Below are 21,874 nucleotides of genomic sequence, written 5' to 3'. Positions count from 1 at the left end.
CATGGCGCGGCTCTCAGCGAACGCAACGGATCTGGGTGACCTGCTCGCGCGTGACGGCGAGCAGGTCGTCGCCGACCAGCGGGTATTCGATGGCGTGCGGCACATCGGCGGGCAAGGCCCGCAGCACCGCGCGCCAGGGTGCCAGCGACTCGCCCAGCGGCACCGCCACCCATTTCGCCGGCAGACGCTGCACGCCCTTGCAGTGCACATAGCGCACCCGCGGCGCCAGCGCCTCTGCCGCCGCGAGCGGGCATTCGCCCAGCCAGTGCCAGTTGCCCATGTCGAAGGTCATGCCCAAGTCGAGCCCCGCCGCATCGGCCGCGCTGAAGAAGGCCTGGAGCGCGGGCACTGTGCCGGCCTTCACCGTCTGGTCGTTCTCGATCAACAGCTCGACCGCCTGTCCATCGAGCAGCGCCTTCAGGCGCGCGAGTGAGGAGCCACCGCCGTAGCCGCCGATCGACATCTTGAGCCGATGCGCGCGCAGGACGCCCGCCGCGGCCAAGCCGCGCGCAAGTGCGCCTTCATTCAGGGCGCCGTCGTCCGACCACAGTCCTTCCGGACTCGAGTAGACGGATGCCAGCCCGGCCAGTGCAGGCAACTCGGCCGCCGCCTCGCGCAACAGCTCCCCCCGCACCTCGACGCTGTCCGCACCAGCTTCCAGCGCCAGCCGCGTACACCACAGCTGCCCATGCCGGCCCACCTCGGCCGCGCCAAATGACGAGAGGGAAATAAGAACGTTCATATCGACACCTCTCCTTCAGGGAACACCGCGGAACCGGCTTCGCCGGGCCGCTGGTGTTGCCTCCGGTGAGGGGGTGGGCGGCTACACGAAGTGAGCCAACCTGGGGGAGAGCCAGTCATGCCTGATGCGAACTGAGAATCTGCCCCAGGAACTGTCGCGTCTTCTCGTGCTTCGGGCTGCCGAAGAACTCCTGCGGCGGCGCCTGCTCGACGATCTTGCCGTCGGCCATGAAGATCACGCGGTCGGCCACGCTGCGCGCGAAGCCCATCTCGTGCGTCACGCACAGCATGGTCATGCCGTCCTCGGCCAGGCCGATCATCGTGTCCAGCACTTCCTTGACCATCTCCGGGTCCAGCGCTGAAGTGGGCTCGTCGAACAGCATGATCTTGGGCGACATGCACAGCGCCCGCGCGATCGCCACGCGCTGCTGCTGCCCGCCGGAGAGCTGGCTCGGGTACTTGTGGGCCTGCTCCGGGATGCGCACGCGCGTCAGGTACTTCATTGCCACCTGCTCGGCCTCTTCCTTCGACATGCCGCGCGATCGCATGGGCGCCAGCGTGCAGTTCTGAAGAATGGTCAGGTGCGGGAACAGGTTGAACTGCTGGAACACCATGCCGACCTCGGCGCGCACCGCATCGACGTTCTTTCCGCCGGCCGTGAGCTCGATGCCGTCGACCACGATCTTGCCCTTCTGCACCGTCTCGAGCCGGTTGATGCAGCGGATGAGCGTGGACTTGCCGGAGCCCGAGGGCCCGCAGATCACGATGCGCTCGCCGGTGCGCACCGACAGGTCGATCCCGGTCAGCACCTGGAAAGTGCCGTACCACTTGTTCACCCCTTCCATGCGGATGACCGATTCGGCACCGGCGTGGGTCGCGACTGCGTCCGTCATGAGGATGCGCTCCTGTCTCGGTCTTGTCGATGCGCGGCTCAGTTGAGCTTCGGCAGGTCCGTCTGCAGCCACTTGTTGTACAGCTTGTTGAGCTCGCCGTTGGCCGTGTTCTTCGACACGAACTCGTTGACGTTCTTCAGCAGGTCGTCCTGGCCCGGGCGCATGGCGACGGCCATGGCTTGCTGCACGAGGGTGAACTTGTTCTCGAAGGTGTTGGCGGGCACGCGCTTGGCAATCTGCGCGGCCACGGTGACGGAGCAGCCGATGGCGTCGACCTGGCCCGAGATCAGCGCCTGCATGGCCGAGGCGTCGTCGTCGAACCGGCGGATCTCGGTGCCCTCGGGCGCGGCCTTGGTCACGGCCACGTCCTGCGTGCTGGCACGGGCCACGCCGACACGCATCCCCTTCAGGTCGGCGGCGCCCTTGATGTTGCTGCCCTTCTTGCCGTAGAGAACGATCGTCGCCGCGGCATAGGGTTGCGAGAACTGCACCTGCTTGGCGCGCTCGGGCGTCACCGCCAGCGAGGCCACCAGCAGGTCGACCTTGTTGGTCAGCAGGAACGGAATGCGGTTGGGGCCCGTGACCGGCACGATGTTGGCCTTGACGCCCCAGTCCTTGGCCAGCAGCTTGGCGACGTCGGCGTCGTAGCCGTCGGGCTGGTTCTGCGCATTGGTGGTGCCGTAGGGCGGGAAGTCGACCAGCATGCCGATGGTGACTTCGCCCTTCTTCTTGATCTCGGCCATGGTCTGGGCCGAGGCAAGCGGCGCGAACGCGGTCAGCGCCGCGCCGAGACCCAGTGCAGCGATGGTGGCACGGCGGGTGGTGAAGAAAGTCATGGAAGTGGTCTCCTTGGATTGAACGGAAAAAGAAGGAAGCAAGCTCAGCGCACCAGTGCACGGGCGCGCTTGCGCTCCATGTGCGCCGCCATCAGCGAGAGCGGCCAGCAGATGACGAAGTAGATCGCCGCCACGGTGCTGAACACGTACAGCGGCTGGAAGGTCGCGTTGTTGATGATCTGCCCGGCGCGCGTGACCTCGGTGAAGCCGATGATCGCGGCAAGCGAGGTGCCCTTGATGATCTGCACCACGTAGCCCACCGTCGGCGGCAGCGCGATCTTGAAAGCCTGCGGCAGCACCACGTCGCGCATGCGGCTCGCATAGCCGAGGTTGAGCGCATGCGCGGCCTCCGTCTGGCCACGCGGAATGGCCTCGATGCAGCCACGCCAGATCTCGCCGAGGAAGGCGGCGCTGTTGAGCACCAGCGCCACGCCGGCAGCGATCCACGGGTTGATGTCGAAGCCGATCACCGGCGCGCCGAAGAAGATCAGGAAGAGCTGCAGCAGCAGCGGCGTGCCCTGGAAGACCTGGATGAAGCCGGTGGAGAGCACGCGCGCCGCGCTGTTCTCGGACGTGCGCGCCAGCGCGATCACGAGGCCCAGGATCGCGCCGCCGACAAAGGCGATCAGCGACAGCGCCAGGGTCCACCTGGCGGCCTCGAGGATGAAGAGGAAATCGGGAAAGCCGAAGGTACGCATGGTGTTCAGCGCCGGTCGGGGTAGTTGAGCGTGCGCTGGTAGATCAGCTTGAACAGCACCGAGAACGACATCGCCAGCGCCAGGTAGATGCCGGCCACCACGATGTAGATCTCGAAGCTGCGGAAGGTCTGCGACTGCAGGTTGGCCGCGACCGAGGTAAGGTCTTCGGCCGAGATCACCGACACCACGGCCGAGCTCAGCATCAGCAGGATGAACTGGCTGGTGAGCGCCGGGTAGATGGCCTTCAGCGCCGGCTTGATGATCACGAAGCGGAAGATCTCCCACGGCTTGAGGTTGAGCGCGCGGCCGGCCTCGATCTGCCCCTTCGGAATGGATTCGATGCCGGCGCGGATGATCTCGGTCGCGTAAGCGCCGAGGTTCACGACCATGGCGGTGAGCGCGGCCGTGTAGGGCGACCAGCGCAGCCCGATGGCCGGCAGCGCGAAGAAAAAGAAGAACAACTGCACCAGGAAGGGCGTGTTGCGGATCACCTCGATATAGGCATTGACGATGAAGCGCAGCCAGCCCGGGCCCGAGGTCTTGCCCCAGGCGCAGAAGACCGCCACCATCAGCCCCAGCAGCGTGGCCACGAGCGAGAGCTGGATGGTGATCCAGGTGCCCTTCAGCAGCAGCGGCCAGGCGGCGAAGACGGCATCGAACTGGAATTGGTAGTTCACGGGGATGAGAGTTCCGAGGCTGGTGAATTCGCGAATGCGATGGCACCCAATGGGTCTTTTCGTCGGCTTGCGTCAGTGTACTGAAACCGGTTTCAGCACCAATAAGGGATTTCCCTAGATCACCTCGCCGTTTTCCCGGCGGCATGCGCATGCCTACACTCGCGGCATGCAGCAGATCACTCCAACATCAGAAGCTGCGGCGAAGGCGGCAAGCGCAGGCACGGCGCCCGCGGTGCGCCACTTGCGGGCCAACCTGCTGTGGCCGTTGCGCCTGATGCCGGTGCAGGGACAGCAGCAACATCGGCGCAGTCCGTGGCAGCTGCTGAAGGAGATGGGCCCTGCCTCGCCCTGGCGCGAGGAGGTGGACGAATACACGGGCAGCAGCGAAGGCTTCCACGAGCGCCACTACAACGAGTTCGTGAGCTTCCTGCCCTATGTGCAGCGCTTCCTTTACGGCGAAGGCCGCCGCGGCCGCGAGGCGGGCGGCACGGGCGGGGAGTCGCCGATGCGCATCTTCCGACGGCGCGACCTCGCGGCCGTCCGCGTGGTCGCGCGCACGGGCGATGCGCCCATCACGCTGCAGGTGGTGCACGCAGACCTCTACTTCTTCTTCGACGTCGACGTGGTGATGCTCAACATGGAGGTGGGCGTGGACGACTTGAGCCTGCCGCAGGCGCAGGAGGTCCTCTACCGCTTCGGCCGCGCCTATCCCGGCGGTTGGGACGCGCAGGGCGCGGCGCTGCACTGCATGGCCGGCGTCGAGTGGCTGGATGCCGGCGGCCGCGTGCTCGCGAGCTCCGATGCGCAGCAGCGCGACCTCTTCCTCGAGCATGTGGCCGAGCACCGTGCGCCGCGCATTGCAGCGCACTGGGCCTGGTTGATGCAGCCGCTGGTCAGCGACCATTCCGGTGAGGCCGGCCCGCTACGCTTTCGCCAGCTCGAGTACTACCGGATGCCGCTGATGGCCTACCTGGCCCTCGACGATCCGCGCCGTCTCTCGCGCAGCGACTTCATCCGGCTGGCACTCGTTACTGGCGCGGCCGAGCCCGTGGTCAGCGGCAACGGCCCCCTGCCCTTCGCCGAGGAACACTTGGCAGACTTCGAGCAGCGCTACTGCTACGACCGCTTCTGGGTCGATGCGGGGAGCGCGCCGAACACGCGCTACCTGTGCAGCGGCCGCTCGATGGTGGTGGTCGGCGCAGCGGACTCGGAGTTCTTCTGCTGCCGGGACCGCGGCGTGCTGGCGCAGTTCCGGCACCAGCACTTCCTGGTGTTCCTCATCGCGCATTTCCAGAAGGCCGCGCTGCTGATGTTCTCCGATCGACTGGTCGAAGCGCTGCGCCGGCTCGACGTGCATGACCTGGCCAGCGTCAAGCTGTTCAAGCGGGCCATCCGCGCGAGCTTCGAGGCTTTCCTGCGCTTCACCCACCGCTACTGGTTCCACGAGATCTCGGAGCAGGCGCAGGTGCGCGCGCTGTCGCGGTTGTGCACCACGCACCTGGCGCTCGATCCGCTCTACGAAGAGGTCAAGGAGCGCATCGCCGACATGAACACCTACCTGGACGCCGACAGCCTGCGCCGGCAGGCGAACACGGTGGTGCGCCTCACGGTCGTCACGCTGTTCGGGCTGATCGGCACCGTCACCACGGGCTTCCTCGGGATGAACCTGCTGGCCGAAGCGGACGCGCCGCTTTGGCGAAAGCTCCTGTGGTTCGGCGTGGTGGGTGCCTTCACCACCTGGCTGACCTTCTACACCATGATCAAGTCCAAGCGGCTCTCGGACTTCATCGACGCGCTCTCGGACGAGCGGCACAGCTTCAGGAGCCGGCTCGCGGTGCTGGCGCGGGTGTGGCGGCCGGGGTCGGACTGAAGTCCGGACCGAGAGCCGACGCACGAACAAGCCTCATGACCGACCACATCATCACCTTCAACGCCGGGTCGTCGTCGATCAAGTTCGCACTGTTCTCGGTTGGCGCAGACGATCTCCTGCAACGGGCCGCCGCGGGCCAGGTCGACGGCTTGGGCGGCGACGCCCGGCTCGAGGCGAAAGCCGCCGATGGGCGCGTGCTGCATGACGCAGCCGCGCCTGCGGGCAAGCTGAACAACGAGCGCGACGCCCTCGCCGCGATCCTCGCGCTGATGCAGGCGCGTTTCCCGCAGCTGCGCCTTGCCGCGGTCGGGCATCGCGTGGTGCACGGCGCCTCGCGCTTCAGCACGGCGACATTGATCGACGCCACGATGCTGGCGACACTGCGCACGCTGGTGCCGCTCGCACCGCTGCACTTGCCGAACAACATCGCCGCCATCGAGGCGACGCGCCGCGCCTTCCCCGGCGTGCCGCAAGTGGCCTGCTTCGACACCGCCTTCCATCGCGGCGGCGGCTTCCTGCGCGAAGCCTATGCGCTGCCGCGCGACTACTTCGACGCGGGCATCCGTCGCTACGGCTTCCATGGCCTTTCCTACGAGTACATCGCCGGGCGACTGGCCGAGCTGTCGCCGCGCGAGGCGGCGGGGCGCGTGATCGTCGCGCACCTCGGCAACGGCGCGTCGATGTGCGCGCTGCGCGGCGGGCAATCGATCGACACGACGATGGGCTTCAGCGCGCTCGACGGCCTGCCGATGGGCACGCGCTGCGGCGCGATCGACCCGGGCGTGCTGCTGCACCTGATCGAAACGCACGGCTACGAGGCGGCGCGCCTGTCCGACCTGCTCTACAAGGAGTCGGGTCTCAAGGGCCTGTCGGGCATCTCGCACGACATGCGCGAGCTCGAGGCCTCGGACGATCCGCGCGCCGGCGAGGCCATTGCGTATTTCTGCACCCGCGTCCGGCGCGAGGCCGGCGCGCTCGCAGCATCGCTGGGCGGCGTCGATGCGTTCGTCTTCACCGGCGGCATCGGCGAGAACTCGGGGCGGGTGCGCGCCGAGGTGCTCGCGGGGCTGGAATGGCTCGGCATTGCATTCGATCGCGACGCGCAGCCCGAGGGTCGCGAGGACCGCGTGGTCTCGGTTCCCGGCTCGCAAGCCCGCGCCTGGGTGATCGCGACCGACGAGGAGGCGATGATCGCCCGCCATGCGCTGCGCGTGATCCGTGCAGGTGCTCAGGGAGCGATCACGCCCTCGATCCCAGCGCGCCATACCGACGCCAGCTTGCCGTAGCCCTGCGGATTGGGGTGGATCTCGTTGAGCCAGTCGTGGCTGTCGCCCTTGGCGCCGGCCGCAGCGCGGGTCAGCGTGCCGAGGGTGTCGATCACATGCACGTTCGCGAGGCCCAGCGTGCGCACCACGCCCGCCAGGCGCTCGATCAGGTGATCAGCCAGCGGCTGGTGCATCGGCTCGGGAATGCGGTGCGCCAGCAGGGCCGGCAGCAGCCAGGGGCCGCGGCCCGGCGCGGCGGGTGCATCGTTGGGCGTTGGGTAATCGTAGGTGTGCACGAAGATCGGCGTGCTGCCATTCTGTGCACTCCCGGCCGCCAGCTGCGAAACCATCGCGAAGTTGGCGCGCAGGTAGGTCTCGAACGCTGCCCAGGCCTCGGGATGAATGCAGTCCGCGGGCGAAGCCGGGTCACTGCCGGGGGACAGTCGGCGCAGCAGCTGCTGGTCGACCCGGCGATCGCTGATGGCGTCGATCAGGTCGTTGCCGCCGCCGCTCAGCAGGATCGCATCGAAGGCCCAGCCCCGGCGGCCGCGCCGCCCGCCCGCGATCAGGGTCGCGAAGGCCGGGTCGCGCCACCAGTCGACCACGTGGGCCAGCGTGTCGCTCGGGCGCGCCGTGTTCGTGACAAGCGTGCTGCGCGTGAAGGTCAGCCGGTTGAGCAGGTTGTTGCCCAGCAGCGAGCCGAAGGAAAACCACGAGTCTCCTTCGGCCAGCATGAGCCAGCCGAAGTCCGAGGGGCTCACGCTGCGCTCGCCGAAGCCGAGCTGCTCCGGGCGCACCATCACGATGGGCTTGCCGAGGGTCGCCATGGTTCTTCTCCTAGTGCGTCACTGAACCCGCTTTGGCTGGCGCATGCTTTGCATCAACGACGGCCCACTTGATCCAACAACTGCCTTCGCACTCTTGCCCAAAGGCTCGGCTTCAGGGGGCCCGTGCCTTCAGTTCGCCAATGGCCCGCCAGTGCGCGGCAGCCACACCTCGATGTTGCTCTTCGTCTCGGCGCCACCCTGCGGCCGCAACTTGATGGCCCAGGGCTGGCCTGTGGGCGAGGCGGCGGTCTGAATCATGGCTTCGGCGCAGGGGCGGGTCTTCTCGTCGCGGATGATCACCGTGGGCTCCGGATGGCCCGCTGGCGGCGAGCGCCCCGCGCGGCGCGAGGTGCTCAGCACGTCCTCGATGGGCGGCACCGAGGCGCCCAGCGTGCGCCACGGGCCGCGCCAGCTGCGCGCGCGATCGCGCAGCGCGGGGCCGTAGAGCTGGATGTAGACCACCGTGCCGGCGCAGACATCGGCCGCCGGCGGCTGCGGGAGCGGGGGCGCCTCGGTCCCGTTCGAGGGCTCGACGCCCGGCCCGGGCACCGGTATCGGATAGGGCTGCGCCTGCGGGCCGGGCGCAGGCAACCGGACCGACCCAACCTGCACTTCGCCCGGACCCAGGTCCTGAATACGGTCGCGCAGCCACACCAGGGCCGGCCAGGGCGCGGGCAGGATGCCGCTGCAGTTCTGCTTCGAGCCGACCTGACCGGTGTAGTCGCGGGCCCAGTAGCGCGGCGCGCAGGGCGGCGCCTGCGCGGGCTGCAGGCAGTCGATGCCGTTGCCGGCATCGAGCAGGCGCGCGCAGGCCGGCGTGCGCTGCTCGGCGGGCTCCCTGGCGCAGGCCTGCTTGGCGTCATCCACGATGCGCACCGAGAGCCGGAACCTGGCCATGAAGTTGTCGCGGCCGTCGCGGCACAGCAGGTCGCCGGTGCGCAGCAGCTCCGCGGCCAGCTGCGCGGAGGCCTCTCCGGTCGAGGCGCTCGCCTGCAGGCGGGCCCAGTGCTCGGTCAGTTCCTTGAAGGAGCTGTTCTCGGCCTTCTCCGTCTCGGCCCGCTGCGCGCGCCAGCTGTCGATGCCCTGCCATGCCGCGACGGCGAAGGTCGCGGCGGTGCCGATACCCACCGAGGCAGTGACGGCGCCCGCCCGCATCACGCGTGCCTGCAGGCGGCTCATGGAGCCTGCCGCGGCGGCGGTCGCGCTGTCCTTGTCCAGCGACTCGGGATCGCCCTGGGTGGTGGCCTTCGCGACTTGCTGCGGCTGCCCGTCGTCAGGCACGAACATGCCAGGGGCGCCCGCCGCCACCTGCGCCAGCATTTCGCCTTCGAGTCGCGTACCGATCTCGGCGCCGAGACGGAAATAGCTCTCCCACTGCGCCTCGTCGAAGAACTGGTCGGTGGTGGGCTGCTGCGGAAACAGCGGATTGGCTGCCTTGAAATTCACCAGGTCCACTGGCAGCGCGGCGGACACATTGGGCTTCACCAGCACGATCTGCCCGGTCGCGCCACTGGCGTAGCGCACCTGCGCCAGCGCCAGGCAGGCCTGGCTCTGGGTCGAGGCCAGATCGTTGAGCGAACCGAAGGCGCCCAGGTGCGTCCAATCGCCGCCGGGCCGCGGCTTCATGAAGGTGATCTCGGCGTTGAGGTCGATGCGCGCGCGGCGGATCAGGACCTCGAGATCGCAGAAGCGGTAGTCCGGGTCGGCGCCGCAATCGGCGATCACGATCAGCGCGGCCTCCTGGCGCAGCAGCGTGTAGGCGCCGGTGTTCTCGAAATGCCCGCCGTCGCTCAGGTACCAGTTGGCGGAGCTGCTGCCGGGAAAGACGCCGAAGCATTCGAGCAGCATGAAGCGCGTCTTCATCAGCAGCGGGCTGCCATGCAACGCGGCGCCGTGCTGCACGATGCCGGCCTCGGCGCTGTTCCACCAGTAGCCCAGGCGCAGGCCCGCGAAGACCGACAGCGCCGCGATGCCGCGCTTGGTCAGGCGGCCGAGGCCGGGCGCGAAGGCCGCGCCCGAGATCGCGGTCCATGCGCCGAGGGTGAGCGCGCCGTCGCCGTGCGCCTGCGCCCAGCCGGCGCCACCGGCCTGCATCCAGCCCTGCGGGCCGATGGTGAGGGGCAGGCTGCGCCGGTCGCGGTTGAAGAGCTTCTGCTTGGTGTCGTGCGTCTGGTTGATGCAGACGTTGGCCAGGTGCACCGGCCCGCCGTGCAGGTGCGGCGCGTAGCGGAGCTGGGAAATGTCGTCCTGCGGATCGACCTCCCCCACAGGCACCTGCGGTGGCTCCAGCCCCGAGACCTGCTCGGTCGGGCTCGCGCCCAGGCGGCGCGCGTTGGCCGCGCCCAGGTAGCCGCGCACGATCCGCGCCTTGTAGAACATGTGCAGCGAGGAGACGTTGAGGAAGGCGAAGTTGCGCCCCGTCACCAGCGCGTAGCTGAAGACGATGATGAAGATGGTGCCCAGCCAGACCCAGCCGCGCGAGAAGTCCAGCCCGGACGGCGTGAACACCGGCACCAGCGTCGCCGCGTACACCAGGCCCACCCACCAGGCCGCGAGGCAGAAAGCCAGCAGGAGCCCTGCCAGGCTGGCCAGGTTGAGCATCAGCGACTTGCCGATGCCCGGCGCCTGGCTCTTCTGAGACAGCAGCATCGGCAGCACGCCGCGCAGCGCCGCCGCGACCAGCAGCAGGGCGGCGCCGTAGGAGGCGCGGAGGTCCTGGCTTTCAGCCGCGATCCACCAGCCGACCCGGTCGAGCAGGCCCAGCAGCACGATCAGCAGCGCGGTGTTGATCACCGAAGCGAGCCCGTCGGTCAGGTCGTTGCGCAGCTCCGCGGGTGAGCGCTTCTGGCTGCGCCACAGCACCCACAGCAGCGCCACCATCCAGCACAACGCGAAACCGACGAAGGCGGGCGCCAGCCACAGCGGCCCGCTGTAGTGGCGCACCAGTTGTGGCCCGACCCAGCAGGCGCCCGCGGCAAGCGCGCACCACATCGCCACCTGCAGCAGCATCGATGCCGTGGACTTCCGGTCGCGCACCGACCAGTAGGCGCAAGCCAGCACGATCGAGGCGATGAAGGGCCCCACCAGCGTGAACCACAGGGTGGGCCACTGCGTCGCCCACTGGACCAGCAGGCGCAGCGAATGCACGCTGTCCAGGTCGCTGACGCCGACGACGGAATCGGGCGGCACGCTGTTGAGATCGACCGCGCGGAACACCGAGTCCCACAGCAGCAGGTTGACTGCGGCGAGCACCATGCCGATCAGGCTGGCGGCGATCGCAATCTCGATGTGCGTGCCCAGCAGGTTGCGCAGGTAGAGCGCGCCTGCGAACAGGGTGTCGCGCAGGCCACCCGGAATCAGGTAGCGGCCGTTGCCGCGCAACCACCAGCCGAAGCGCGCGCGGTCGACATCGCCGAAGGCGCGCTCGATCTCGCGCACCTCCTCGGCCGATTTCGCGTTGGTGCACAAACGCCCCAGCGTGGCGCCGATGTAGCCGCCGCCCGAGACGGTGGAGACCAGGTCGAACTCGAGCAACTGCCGGCGCGCGGCCAGCGACTTAAGCAAGCCGAGGCAGAAGGTCGCGCTGCGGATGCCGCCGCCCGACAGCGCCAGGCCCCACGGCCGGCGGCCGTCGTCGGTGCCCGAGAGCGCCTCGCGGCGGGCCGTGACCAGCTTGCGGATCACCTCGTCCATGCGGCTCCTCGTCGTTCCGCACGGAATATTTCATGGTTGGCAGGGGGCGGCAATGGCGCGAACGGCCTATGCCGGATCGCAGGTAAGCTCGGCCCTCGCCGCAACGGCCCTCCCCCCCACCGGAGCCACCGATGACCACCGCCCTCCTCTGCAAGAGCCTCATCCTGGCCTCGGCCTTCGGCCTGGTTGCCGGCTGCGCCAGCACTGCGAGCAGCGCGTGCGAGACGCCCTACGCGGCCTCCCCGCAGTTCAAGGACTGCAGCTTCCAGAACCTCCCCAACCCGCAGGCCCTGCCTTCGGCCAGCTCGTGGAAGATCTGGTCGCGCTTCCTGGGCGGCACCAAGACCGACACCGTGCCGGTCGATCCCATCCCCGTGCGGGCGCTGGACCCCGCGCAGCTCGAAGCGCTGGACCGCGGCGCCAACCACGTGATCCGCCTCGGCCATTCCTCGCACCTGCTCAAGCTGCGCGGCAAGTACTGGCTGATCGACCCGGTGTTCGGCGAGCGCGCCTCGCCCTTCTCTTTCATCGGGCCGAAGCGATTTCACAAGCCGCCGCTGCGGCTCGAGCAGTTGCCGCCCATCGAGGGCCTGATCCTCTCGCACGACCACTACGACCACCTCGACGTACCGACGATCGAATACCTGGCGCAGCGTGTGAAGCGCTACTTCGTCCCCCTGGGCGTACGCGCCCGGCTGGTGGAGATGGGCGTGCCGCCCGAGCGCGTGGCCGAGTTCGACTGGTGGCAGGCGGCCGAGCACGACGGCGTGCGGCTCACGGCCGCACCGGCACAGCATTTCTCGGGCCGGACGCTCACCGACCGGAACAAGACGCTCTGGGCTTCGTGGATTGTCGAGAGCGGTGGCGAGCGCATCTTCTACAGCGGCGACTCGGGCTACTTCGGAGGCTTTCGCCAGATCGGCGAGCGCTTCGGTGGCTTCGACCTGGCGCTGATGGAGAACGGCGCCTACGACGCTTACTGGCCCTCGGTGCACATGACGCCTGAAGAGAGCGTGCGCGCCTTCGAAGATCTTCGCGGCAAGGTGCTGTACGTGGTGCACAACAGCACCTTCGACCTCGCCTTCCACACCTGGCATGACCCAATGGATCGCATCGCGAAGCTGGCGCAGGCGAAGAAGATCGAGCTGGCAACGCCGGAGATCGGAGAAGTGCTGACCATCGGAAAGCCGCGCACCAATGCCCTCTGGTGGGAAGGCCTCAGGTGAGGCGCGGCCGCCGTGGGGGCGACAGGCCAAAGGCATCGCACGAGTGCGTTCCCCGTTGAACCCACCAAATCGAACGCGCTCCCGCCCGAGCGCTGGGCTGCGAGAGTCATACACCCGGCCTATAAGCCTATAGACGTAAGTGAATTGTTCGCAGCCATCTCCCCCCGGAAAATCACGAGACAATTTCTGGAGATAAGACTTGACGGTATTCGCCACTTCCCTGCGGAAGGCTGCGTTCGCGGCCGCCTGCGCCCTGTCCTTTGGTCTAGCAGGAGCAGCCGATGCCCAGAACCTGCAGATCGGCGCCAACTTCCCCCTGAGCGGGCCCAACGGCTCGTACGGCGACATCTTCATGTCGGGCACCAACCTGGCAGTCGAGCATGCCAATGCCGACAAGATGATCAACGGCAAACTGAGTATCACCTACGAAGACAGCCAGGGCACGCCGCAACGGGGCGTGATCAGCATGAACAAGCTGGTGAACGTGGACAAGGTGCCCTACGTGCTGTCGTCGTTCACCGGCGTGCTCAAGGCGACGGCGCCCATCGGCGCACGCACCAAGACGCCTATCCTCAATGGCTCGGGCATCGCACCCGACCTGGCTGACCTCGGCAGCTATTTCTGGAGCGTGATTCCGCTGGTCAACTTCGAAGTGCAGGCCATGCTTCCCTACCTGGTCAAGGAGCGCAAGCTCAAGCGTTTCGTGCTGGTCTATGTCGACGAGACCGTGGGCCAGGCCGTGCGCAAACAGATGGAGACCAGCCTGCCTGGCTTGGGCGCCGAACTCGTCGAGGCGATCTCCATCCCTGCGACGCAGCAGCAGTTCAGCAGCATCGCCGCGAAGGCGCGAGAGGCCAAGCCCGATGTGATCTACATCGCATCGTGGGGCGCGCAGCAGGTGCAGATCGTCAAGCAGATGCGTGACAACGGCGTGCAGCAGCAGCTGGCCAGCTTTTCGGCCTTCGCCATGCCCGAACTCGAGGTACTGCCCGAAGCCAAAGGCACCCTGTACACCACGCAGAGCGTGAACTGGGCCGCCAAGGACCCGGTGACGCAGCGCTATGTGCAGGACTTCAAGACAAAGAACGGCGGCAAGATGCCGACGGTGTACAGCGCCAATTTCTACAACGCGGTGCGCCTCTTCGCGCTGCTGGCGCATGACCTGCAGAAGAAGGGCAAGCCCGTCACCGGCGAGAACCTCCTCGCCCAGCGCGACGAGACCAAGGCCTTCGACATGGTCGGCGGCCGCATGGAGTTCCAGGCCAACGGCACCGTGGCCATGCCGATCCAGGTCAATGAATACGACGGCAAGACGTCGAAGATGATCCAGGTCCTGCCGGCGCACTAAGCGCACACGCCACTGGACCGCTACTGCGCCGCGCCACTGGCGCAGTGACCACAGTCGGCCCGCTCGCGCCGCGCCCGTGCGGCTCCTTCCGCTCCAGACTGCCTGACACACGCCTGTTCCCATGCTCTTCCTGCAACTCCTGCTCAACGGGCTGCAGGTCGGGGCGCTCTATGCCCTGACCGCCGTCGGGTTCTCGCTGATCTTCGGCTCGACCAAGGTGTTTCACTTTGCGCACGGCTCGACGTTCACGATCGCCGCATACATCTTCTATTGGCTCTATTCCGTTTCGCACCTGCACTGGGGGTTCGCCGCCCTCGCAGCGGGCGTGGCAGCCGTGGCTTTCGGCGTCTTCATGGACCGCTGCGTGTACGCGCCCATCCATCGGCACGAAGGCTCGTATTTCACCGTGTTCGTCGCCTCCTTTGGCGCGGGCATCGTGGTACAGAACGCCATCGGCATGTTGTTCGGGCGCAGCTTCGTGTCGGTCTCGACGCCGCTGTCGAGCAGCATCGAACTCGCACCAGGCTTGTTCGGCTCGCCGCTGTCGCTGATCGCCATCGGCTGCGCCGCCGTGTTCTTCGCAGGCCTGCAGGCCTTCCTGATGCGCACCAATGCCGGCATCGCGTTGCGCGCTTTGTCCGAAAACCCGGAGCTGGTGCGCGCCTATGGCCTGAACCCACGCAAGCTCTCGACACTGGTATTCGCACTCGGGTCGCTGCTGGTGGTGCCCGCGGCCATCCTCACGGCGGCATCGGCCGGCCTGAACCCTGCCATCGGCCATCACGTGATGCTGATCAGCCTGGCAGCGACCATCGTCGGCGGTGTCGGCAGCCTGCGCGGCGCCGCTTGCGCCGGCCTCCTGCTCGGCCTGGCGGAGAACCTGGCGCTGCTGTGGTTTCCGCCCCAGTGGAGCGAGGCCGTCACTTTCGTGGTGCTGTTCCTCTTCGTGCTGCTGCGCCCTTCCGGCTTCTTCGGCCGCCCCGTGACCTCCTGAGGCCATCGACATGCTTGCCTATCTCCTCAATTTGGCCACGCTGATCTGCATCAACGCGATTCTTGCGGTCACGCTCAACTTCATCCTCGGCTACGCCGGCATCTTCTCGCTGGCCCACGCCATCTTCTTCGGCATCGGCGCGTATACCGCGGCCTATCTCGGCCTGCAGTTCGGCGCCTCGCTGTTCATCGTGCTGCCGGTGGCCATGGCTGTCGCCGGCCTGCTGTCGCTGGTGCTGGCCCTTCCGGCGCTGCGCGTTCGCGGCGAGTACTTCGTCGCGGCATCGCTCGGCCTGCAGGTGCTGGGCGTCACGGTGTTCGCCGAATGGAAATCGGTCACTGGCGGCGTCAGCGGCCTGAGCGCGATTCCGCCGGCCCAGGTCTTCGGCTACGAGATCGTCGGACCATTCGAGACCTTGGGCCTGGCCTTTGCCTGCCTCGTGCTGGTCGTGGCCTTCACCACTGCACTGCTGCGGAGCAGCTTCGGGCGCAACCTGCGCGCGCTCCGCGACAGCGAGTCGGCCGCGCATGCGTCCGGCAAGAACGTGGCGGCAATCAAGACGCTGTCCGTCGTAGTGTCTTCGGCACTGGCCGCCGTGGGCGGCGTGACCTATGCGTTCTACCTGTCCTTCGTGAACGTCGAGAGCTTCACGCTCGACACCTCGGTGCTGCTGATGGCGATGATCATCATCGGCGGCACGGGCACGGTGCTCGGCCCTATCGTGGGCGCCGTTCTGCTGATGGTGCTGCCCAGCCTCTTCAGCTACATGTCCTTCCTGCCGCAGACCGAGATCGGCTCCATCCAGCAGATCGTGTACGGCCTGGTCATGGTGCTGCTGATGATCTATCGGCCCGGCGGCATCGCCGGCGCGCGAAAGGAGGGCGTGAAATGAACGGGACGAACCTTGCGGGCGCCCCCGTGCAGCCCGTTGTCGAGATACGGCACCTGAACAAGAGCTTCGGTGGTCTGAAGGTGACCGACGATGTTTCGCTGAGCCTGCGCCCCGGCATCGTGACGACGCTGGTCGGTCCCAACGGCGCCGGCAAGACCACGCTGTTCAACCAGATCACCGGCCATCTCGTGCCCGACTCGGGAGAGATCCTGCTCAACGGCGAGGTGCTGGGCCGAGAAGCCCACTGGAAGATCGCGCGTCGCGGCGTGGGCCGCACCTTCCAGGACCTGCGCCTGTTCGACCACATGACGGTCGAGGAAAACGTGCTGACCGTGATGGAGCCCAGCGCCTGGCTCTGGCAGAGCGGCGGCGGCGCAAGAAAGCGCCAGCGACAGGACCGCGTGAGCGACATCCTCGAGGCCACGCGCCTCCTGAACAAGGCGAAGACACGCGCGATCGACCTCTCGTACGCCGAGCGCAAGTTCTTGAGCATGGCTCGCGTGATGGCCACCGATTCGCAGCTCTGGCTTCTCGACGAACCCGCGTCGGGATTGGACCGCAGCTCCTATGAACTCTTCCTGGAGCTCCTGCGTTCGCAGACCCGCATGGGCATCACCGTCTGCATCATCGAACACAATCTGGACATCGTGATCGGCATCTCGGACCGCATCGCCTTCCTCGATCGGGGCAAGCTGCTGGCCGACGGCGAGCCCGCCAAGGTGCTGGCCGACCCGCACCTGGCCGCCATCTACTTCGGGGAGCAAACGGCATGAGCGATACCGTTCTGAGCGTCAGGGGCTTGGTCGTCGGGTACGGCGGACGGCCCGTGCTGGAGAACCTCGACTTCGAGCTGCGCAGCAACGAGGTGCTGTGCCTCATCGGCCACAACGGTGCGGGCAAGTCCACGCTGGTGAAGTCGCTGGTCGGCCTGGTACCGATGCAGGGCGGGCAGATCTCGCTGCACGGCAAGGCCGTTGCGCTGCGTGGGCCGCGCGACCTGGTCAAGGGCGGTGTGTCGCTGGTGCCCGAGGGGCGCGGGGTGTTCCCCGGCCTCACGGTGGCCGAGATCATGCGCCTGGGCCTCTGGGCCGCCGAGGTACCGCCGGCCGAGCACGCCAGCCGCGTCGAATGGGTGCTGTCGGTGCTACCGGTCATGAAGGAGTTCTACGGCAGCCGCGCCGGCTCGCTCTCGGGCGGGCAGCAGCAGATGGTCTCCATCGCCCGCGCGCTCCTGAACCGGCCGCGCTGCCTGCTGATGGACGAGCCTTCGATCGGACTGGCGCCCAAGCTGTTCCAGGACCTGCTGCGGCCGATTCGCGAACTGCAGCAGAGGACCGGCATGTCGATCCTTCTCGTCGAGCAGAACGTGAAGGAGGCGCTGAAGATTTCCGACCGCGTGGTGGTGATGAAGTCCGGCGTGATCGTGCGCGACACGCTGCCTTCCGAGCTTGCCGACAACGCGAAACTCATGGAACTGTATTGAGGCCCGAAAGGAAGACGGACATGGTGCGATTCAGGATTGGCAAGGCGGTCGCCACCCGGGTGGAAGAAATGACCGACCGCAGTTTCGACTTCCGCAAGTTCTTCCCACTGTCGACCGATGAGGACGTGGCCGCCAACCTGCACTGGATGGCACCCGGACACTACGAGGCCGACACCGGCCGGCTGCTGCTGAGCATGCATTCGTGGCTGGTCGATACCGGGCGCTTCAAGGTGCTCATCGACGGCTGCATCGGCAACGACAAGGAGCGGCCCGGCCGCCCTGACTGGTGCAACCTGCAGACGCCCTTTCTCGATCGGCTGGCTGAAGCCGGTGCGCGGCCCGAGCAGGTCGACTATGTGCTCTGCACCCATCTGCACGCCGACCATGTGGGCTGGAACACGCGCCTTCTCGACGGCCGCTGGGTGCCGACCTTCCCGAATGCGAAGTACGTGTTCTCGCGCAAGGAATACGACCACTGGCAGGCCCAGTTCGCCAGCGATTCCAATGGCCACCACCTGGCGGGGTACCGCGACAGCGTGCTGCCCATCATCGAGGCCGGCCAGGCACTGGTGGTGGACGACTACGCCGAGATCGCCGATTGCCTGGTGCTGGCCCCTGCGCCCGGCCACACGCCGGGCCACGTGGCGATCTGGCTCAAGTCGGGCGACGATGCGGCGGTCTTCACCGGCGACATCATCCACCACCCGGTGCAGCTCAAGAAACCGGCATGGAGCTGCTTCGGCTGCAAGGACCAGGCGCAGGCCAGCCAGACGCGCGAGAAGGTGCTGGCCGAATGCGTGGACCGCGGGGCGACGCTGCTCCCGGCGCACTTCATGGCGCCCTTCGGCGGCAGGATCAGGCCGGCGGCAAGAGGTTACTGGTGGGATGGCGAGGCGCAGCCCTGAGCGGGCGGCGGCGCATCCGGCGAAGCACTTGCGAGCTGCGCCTCGAGTGTCTTCAGTCGAACAGCACGACGTCGCGCAGGGCTTGGCCGGTCGCAAGGCGATCGAAGCCCTCGTTGATGCTGTCCAGCTTCAGGGTGTTGCCCATCAGGCGGTTGATCGGCAGCTTGCCGCGCCGGTACAGGTCGATGTAGCGCGGGATGTCGCGCGCGGGCACGGCCGAGCCGATGTAGCTGCCGCGGAGCGTGCGCTCTTCTGCCACCAGCGTCACCGGCGGCAACTGAAAGCGCAGCGCCGGATTCGGCAGGCCCGCTGAAATGGTGCTGCCGCCGCGCCGTGTGATCTTCCAGGCCAGATCCATCGCGGGAATGGCGCCGGCCATCTCGAATGCGTAATCCACGCCACCCTTGGTGAGCTCGCGGATCTGATCGGCTGCGTCCGGGTGGGCCGCATTGAAAACCGCGGTGGCGCCGAGTTCGCGGGCGAGCTGGAGTTTTTCTTCGTTCAGGTCAATGGCGATGATCTCGCGTGCGCCACTGGCCACCGCGCCGAGCAACGCACTGAAGCCGACGCCGCCCAGGCCCAGGACGGCTGCGGTGCTGCCGGCCTGCACGCGCGCGGTATTGACGACCGCGCCGACGCCAGTCAATACCGCGCAGCCGAACAGCGCGGCCTCGCGGTGCGAGATGTCGGACTCGATCTTCACGCACGAGCGGCGCGACACGACGGCGTGTTCGGCAAAGCATGAGACGCCAAGGTGGTGATAGATGTCGCTGCCGTCGGTGCCATGCAAGCGGCGACCACCGCCGACCAGCGTGCCGGCGTTGTTGGCGGCAGCACCAGGCTCGCACAAGGCAGGACGGCCCTCGGCGCACGGCAGGCAGCAGCCGCAGCTCGCCATGAACACCAGCACGACGCGATCGCCCGGCTTCAGGTCCGTGACCCCTGCACCGCACTCGACCACTTCACCGCAGGCTTCGTGACCCAAGGCCATGGGCACGGGACGCGGGCGGTCGCCGCTGATGACAGACAGGTCGGAATGGCACAGGCCGGCCGCCCGCATGCGCAGCAGCACTTCGCCGTGGCCGGGCGCATCGAGTTCGACATCGCCGACACGCAGCGGCAGGCTTTGGGCATAGGGAGCGGGCAGGCCGATGGCCTGGAGAACGGCGGCGCGAGTTTTCATGTATTTCTTCGTCGGGGATAAGCACTGGGCACGAAGGCCGAGCTTAGGACGTAGGTGGGTCCGAGGCAATTCAGCGATGCTGAATAAGCCATAGCCTCGCAGAATGAATCAGGCCCCGGCGGCGGGCGTCTTTGCCGCCAGCGAGTTGGCGTATTCCTGTTGCAGGTAGCGCACGAAGTTCAGTGCGGCACCGCTCAAGCCGCCCTTCTTCTGAAGCACGATGCCGTACTGGCGCGTGAGCCGTACGTCGGTCACGTGCAAGCTGACGCGCTCGCGGCGCGCGTTGATCTGGGCCATGGACGAGGGCAGGAACGTGATCCCGTTGCCGGCGTCGAGCATGCCCAGCAGCGTGTTCAGGTTGGACGCCTCGCTTAGCGACGGGAAGGCCAGATTGCGTTGCCGGCATTCTTCGCCGATGGAGCCGATGAGGCTGGTGTAGCGGTCCAGGATCAATAGCGGGAAGCCCATGACCTGTTCCAGTGTGACGGCGCCCGCTGCTGCCAGCGGATGCCCCTGCGGCACGACAAGCAGCAACTCTTCTTCGGCCAGTGGCTGGAACCGCAGCTTGGCCGAATCGCCGTCGAAAGCCACGACGCCGAGATCGGCAGCGCCAGTCTCGATCTGATCGATGACGTCGCGGTAGAGCAGATCAAGCAGCTTGATGCGCACATCGGGAAAGCGCTTCTTGTAGGCATGTATCAGCGGCGGCAAGGCGGTGGCCGCGATCATCGGCGTGGCGGCCACCACGATGCGCTGGCCACTGCGCGCCGCAGCGCCGTCGAACTCACGGACGAGCTGCTTGAGGCCGTGCAAGGCCTGAGTGGCGGCGTCGTACAGGCGCTGGCCTTCCTTCGTGGCCTCGACCCGGCGTGTGGTGCGCCTGAGCAGCTGGGTGGAGAGCCGCTCCTCGAGCCGCTGTACGCGCGCGGTGACCGAAGGTTGCGATACATGCATGCGCGTTGCTGCCAAGCTGAAGCTGCCCAGCTCCACGATGGCTATGAAGGTTTCCAGCTCCGTCAGGTCCATGCGCAATGGCGGCAGGTCCTGCGGGGCGCTGGAGGCCTTGACGGCGCGAGGGCGTGAGGTGGTCACGGGGTGGAATCGGCGTGGTTTGGCGAGGCAATCGAGGGCGCGATGGTAGTGCGCCGACTTATCGACGTGGCAAATAAGACTATCAGATACGGCGAATTGTGCGTTCCGCGCGGGGGTTTGATACTTGCCTCAGAGCCCGCCTGGCAGCCATGCATGGCAGGTGCATCCGATTCAACAAATGGAGACAGACATGAACCCGAACCGCCGCGCCGTTGCGTCCATTGCACTGGCTGCCTTGCTGGCCGGTACGGCCTCGCTGGCCACCGCGCAGGACACTGCCGCCAACTACCCCGACAAGCCGATCCGCATCGTGGTGGGCTTTCCGAGCGGCCAGGCCATCGACGGTGTGGCGCGCTACTTCGCCCAGAAGCTGGGCGAGGAATTGAAGCAGCCCGTCATCGTCGACAACCGCGCAGGCGCCTCCGGCATCATTGCCCATGAACTTGTGAAGAACGCCGAGCCCGATGGCTACACGCTGCTCATCACCTCGGGCGCCACGATGGCCATCAACCCGGCGCTTTTCAAGAAGCTGCCCTACGACCCGATCAAGGACTTCGCGCCAGTCATCCTGACCAACACGACGCCGATGTTCCTGGCCGTCAACGCCGGCACGCCCATCAACTCGTTCCAGCAAATGGTGGCCTACGCCAAGGCGCGCCCGGGCAAGCTGGCCTACGGCTCCGGCGGCAGCGGCCTGACGCAGCACATCGCGATGGAGATGCTGAAGAAGGCGGCCGACATCGACCTGCTGCACGTGCCGTACAAGGGCTCGCCGGCCATGGTGACCGACCTGATCGGCGGTCAGGTGCAGTTCGCCTTCGATACATCGACCTCCATCCTGCCGCACGCCACCAACGGCCGCGTGAAGCTGCTGGGCGTGACCAGCCTCACGCGCTCGGCCGCTGCACCCAATGTGCCCACGCTGGCAGAGCAAGGCCTGCCCGGCTTCGAGGCGCTGACCTGGGCCGGCCTCGTAGCGCCCGCACGCACGCCCCGGGCCATCGTCGAGAAAGTCAACGCCGCGATGAACCACGTGCTGAAGACACCCGCCACCGCCACCTACCTGGCCGGCATCGGCGCGACGCCAGCGGGCGGCTCGGTTGGCGACTTCGACCAGTTCATCCGCAAGGAGCTGACGCGCTGGGGCAAGGCAGTCAAGGACTCCGGTGCCCAAGTCGACTGATGCAAACGCAGACAAGCCCACCGGCTGCCTTTCGTTTCATCTCTTCACCCCACTCAAGCCGCCAGGGC

General features: G+C 67.2%; 19 protein-coding genes. 10 read left to right on the top strand and 9 right to left on the bottom strand.

Annotation, left to right across the window (positions count from 1 at the left end; genetic code table 11):
* Positions 1–13 precede the first annotated feature (13 nt).
* The 5 genes from G3W89_RS12875 to G3W89_RS12855 form a co-directional block, all read right to left on the bottom strand.
* Complete coding sequence (locus G3W89_RS12875) at positions 14–742, bottom strand: glutamine ABC transporter ATP-binding protein (RefSeq protein ID WP_162574449.1); 729 nt, start codon at positions 740–742, stop codon at positions 14–16.
* 115 nt (positions 743–857) lie between these two features.
* A complete protein-coding gene (locus G3W89_RS12870) occupies positions 858–1,634 on the bottom strand; it encodes an amino acid ABC transporter ATP-binding protein (protein ID WP_162574448.1) in 777 nt (258 codons plus the stop codon).
* Positions 1,635–1,672: 38 nt separating this feature from the next.
* Positions 1,673–2,470: a transporter substrate-binding domain-containing protein gene (locus G3W89_RS12865; RefSeq protein ID WP_162574447.1), complete on the bottom strand. Its 798-nt coding sequence runs from the start codon at positions 2,468–2,470 to the stop codon at positions 1,673–1,675.
* A gap of 44 nt (positions 2,471–2,514) precedes the next feature.
* Positions 2,515–3,168 carry an amino acid ABC transporter permease gene (locus tag G3W89_RS12860; RefSeq protein ID WP_162574446.1) on the bottom strand — a complete coding sequence of 218 codons (654 nt, stop codon included), beginning with the start codon at positions 3,166–3,168 and terminating at the stop codon, positions 2,515–2,517.
* Positions 3,169–3,173: 5 nt separating this feature from the next.
* A complete protein-coding gene (locus tag G3W89_RS12855; RefSeq protein ID WP_162574445.1) occupies positions 3,174–3,845 on the bottom strand; it encodes an amino acid ABC transporter permease in 672 nt (223 codons plus the stop codon).
* Between the two features lie 166 nt (positions 3,846–4,011).
* Between G3W89_RS12855 and G3W89_RS12850 the strand changes: the two genes are divergently transcribed.
* Together G3W89_RS12850 and G3W89_RS12845 are read left to right on the top strand one after the other, a co-directional pair.
* Positions 4,012–5,715 (top strand): hypothetical protein, encoded by a 1,704-nt coding sequence (locus G3W89_RS12850; protein ID WP_162574444.1) that lies wholly within the window; start codon positions 4,012–4,014, stop codon positions 5,713–5,715.
* Between the two features lie 35 nt (positions 5,716–5,750).
* The gene (locus G3W89_RS12845; RefSeq protein ID WP_162574443.1) at positions 5,751–7,001 is read left to right on the top strand and encodes an acetate/propionate family kinase; all 1,251 of its coding nucleotides are present in this window, start codon (positions 5,751–5,753) and stop codon (positions 6,999–7,001) included.
* Here G3W89_RS12845 and G3W89_RS12840 read toward each other — a convergent pair.
* Together G3W89_RS12840 and G3W89_RS33080 are read right to left on the bottom strand one after the other, a co-directional pair.
* Positions 6,944–7,807 (bottom strand): GDSL-type esterase/lipase family protein, encoded by an 864-nt coding sequence (locus G3W89_RS12840; protein ID WP_162574442.1) that lies wholly within the window; start codon positions 7,805–7,807, stop codon positions 6,944–6,946. The two genes, G3W89_RS12845 and G3W89_RS12840, sit on opposite strands and share 58 nt — an antisense overlap.
* A 129-nt stretch (positions 7,808–7,936) precedes the next feature.
* Entirely contained in the window at positions 7,937–11,500 is a 3,564-nt protein-coding gene (locus G3W89_RS33080) for a patatin-like phospholipase family protein (RefSeq protein ID WP_197893551.1), read from the bottom strand.
* Between the two features lie 131 nt (positions 11,501–11,631).
* Between G3W89_RS33080 and G3W89_RS12830 the strand changes: the two genes are divergently transcribed.
* The 7 genes from G3W89_RS12830 to G3W89_RS12800 all read left to right on the top strand — a co-directional run bounded on the left by G3W89_RS12830 (position 11,632) and on the right by G3W89_RS12800 (position 18,348).
* A complete protein-coding gene (locus tag G3W89_RS12830) occupies positions 11,632–12,726 on the top strand; it encodes an MBL fold metallo-hydrolase (protein WP_162574441.1) in 1,095 nt (364 codons plus the stop codon).
* A gap of 199 nt (positions 12,727–12,925) precedes the next feature.
* Positions 12,926–14,074: an ABC transporter substrate-binding protein gene (locus G3W89_RS12825; protein ID WP_232076502.1), complete on the top strand. Its 1,149-nt coding sequence runs from the start codon at positions 12,926–12,928 to the stop codon at positions 14,072–14,074.
* A gap of 121 nt (positions 14,075–14,195) precedes the next feature.
* A complete protein-coding gene (locus G3W89_RS12820; protein ID WP_162574440.1) occupies positions 14,196–15,068 on the top strand; it encodes a branched-chain amino acid ABC transporter permease in 873 nt (290 codons plus the stop codon).
* A 10-nt stretch (positions 15,069–15,078) separates the two neighbouring features.
* On the top strand, positions 15,079–15,960 hold the full coding sequence (locus G3W89_RS12815) for a branched-chain amino acid ABC transporter permease (RefSeq protein ID WP_162574439.1): 882 nt from the start codon (positions 15,079–15,081) through the stop codon (positions 15,958–15,960).
* The gene (locus G3W89_RS12810) at positions 15,957–16,733 is read left to right on the top strand and encodes an ABC transporter ATP-binding protein (protein ID WP_162574438.1); all 777 of its coding nucleotides are present in this window, start codon (positions 15,957–15,959) and stop codon (positions 16,731–16,733) included. Before G3W89_RS12815 ends, G3W89_RS12810 begins: the two co-directional genes overlap by 4 nt.
* Entirely contained in the window at positions 16,730–17,443 is a 714-nt protein-coding gene (locus G3W89_RS12805; protein WP_162574437.1) for an ABC transporter ATP-binding protein, read from the top strand. The genes G3W89_RS12810 and G3W89_RS12805 overlap by 4 nt, the downstream gene beginning before the upstream one ends.
* A gap of 20 nt (positions 17,444–17,463) precedes the next feature.
* Positions 17,464–18,348, top strand: coding sequence for an MBL fold metallo-hydrolase (locus G3W89_RS12800; RefSeq protein WP_162574436.1), 885 nt, complete (start codon positions 17,464–17,466; stop codon positions 18,346–18,348).
* A 52-nt stretch (positions 18,349–18,400) separates the two neighbouring features.
* Here the strand turns inward: G3W89_RS12800 and G3W89_RS12795 are convergent, their stop codons facing one another.
* Positions 18,401–19,531, bottom strand: coding sequence for a zinc-dependent alcohol dehydrogenase family protein (locus tag G3W89_RS12795; protein WP_162574435.1), 1,131 nt, complete (start codon positions 19,529–19,531; stop codon positions 18,401–18,403).
* A 108-nt stretch (positions 19,532–19,639) separates the two neighbouring features.
* Positions 19,640–20,623, bottom strand: a complete 984-nt coding sequence (locus tag G3W89_RS12790) for a LysR family transcriptional regulator (protein ID WP_232076500.1) — start codon at positions 20,621–20,623, stop codon at positions 19,640–19,642.
* A 190-nt stretch (positions 20,624–20,813) separates the two neighbouring features.
* Between G3W89_RS12790 and G3W89_RS12785 the strand changes: the two genes are divergently transcribed.
* Positions 20,814–21,806 carry a Bug family tripartite tricarboxylate transporter substrate binding protein gene (locus G3W89_RS12785; RefSeq protein ID WP_162574434.1) on the top strand — a complete coding sequence of 331 codons (993 nt, stop codon included), beginning with the start codon at positions 20,814–20,816 and terminating at the stop codon, positions 21,804–21,806.
* The last annotated feature ends 68 nt before the right edge of the window (positions 21,807–21,874 follow it).

Origin of the sequence: Variovorax sp. PBL-H6, assembly GCF_901827155.1 — a bacterium.
Taxonomy (GTDB): domain Bacteria; phylum Pseudomonadota; class Gammaproteobacteria; order Burkholderiales; family Burkholderiaceae_C; genus Variovorax.
This window is presented reverse-complemented; position numbering and strand designations above follow the sequence as displayed.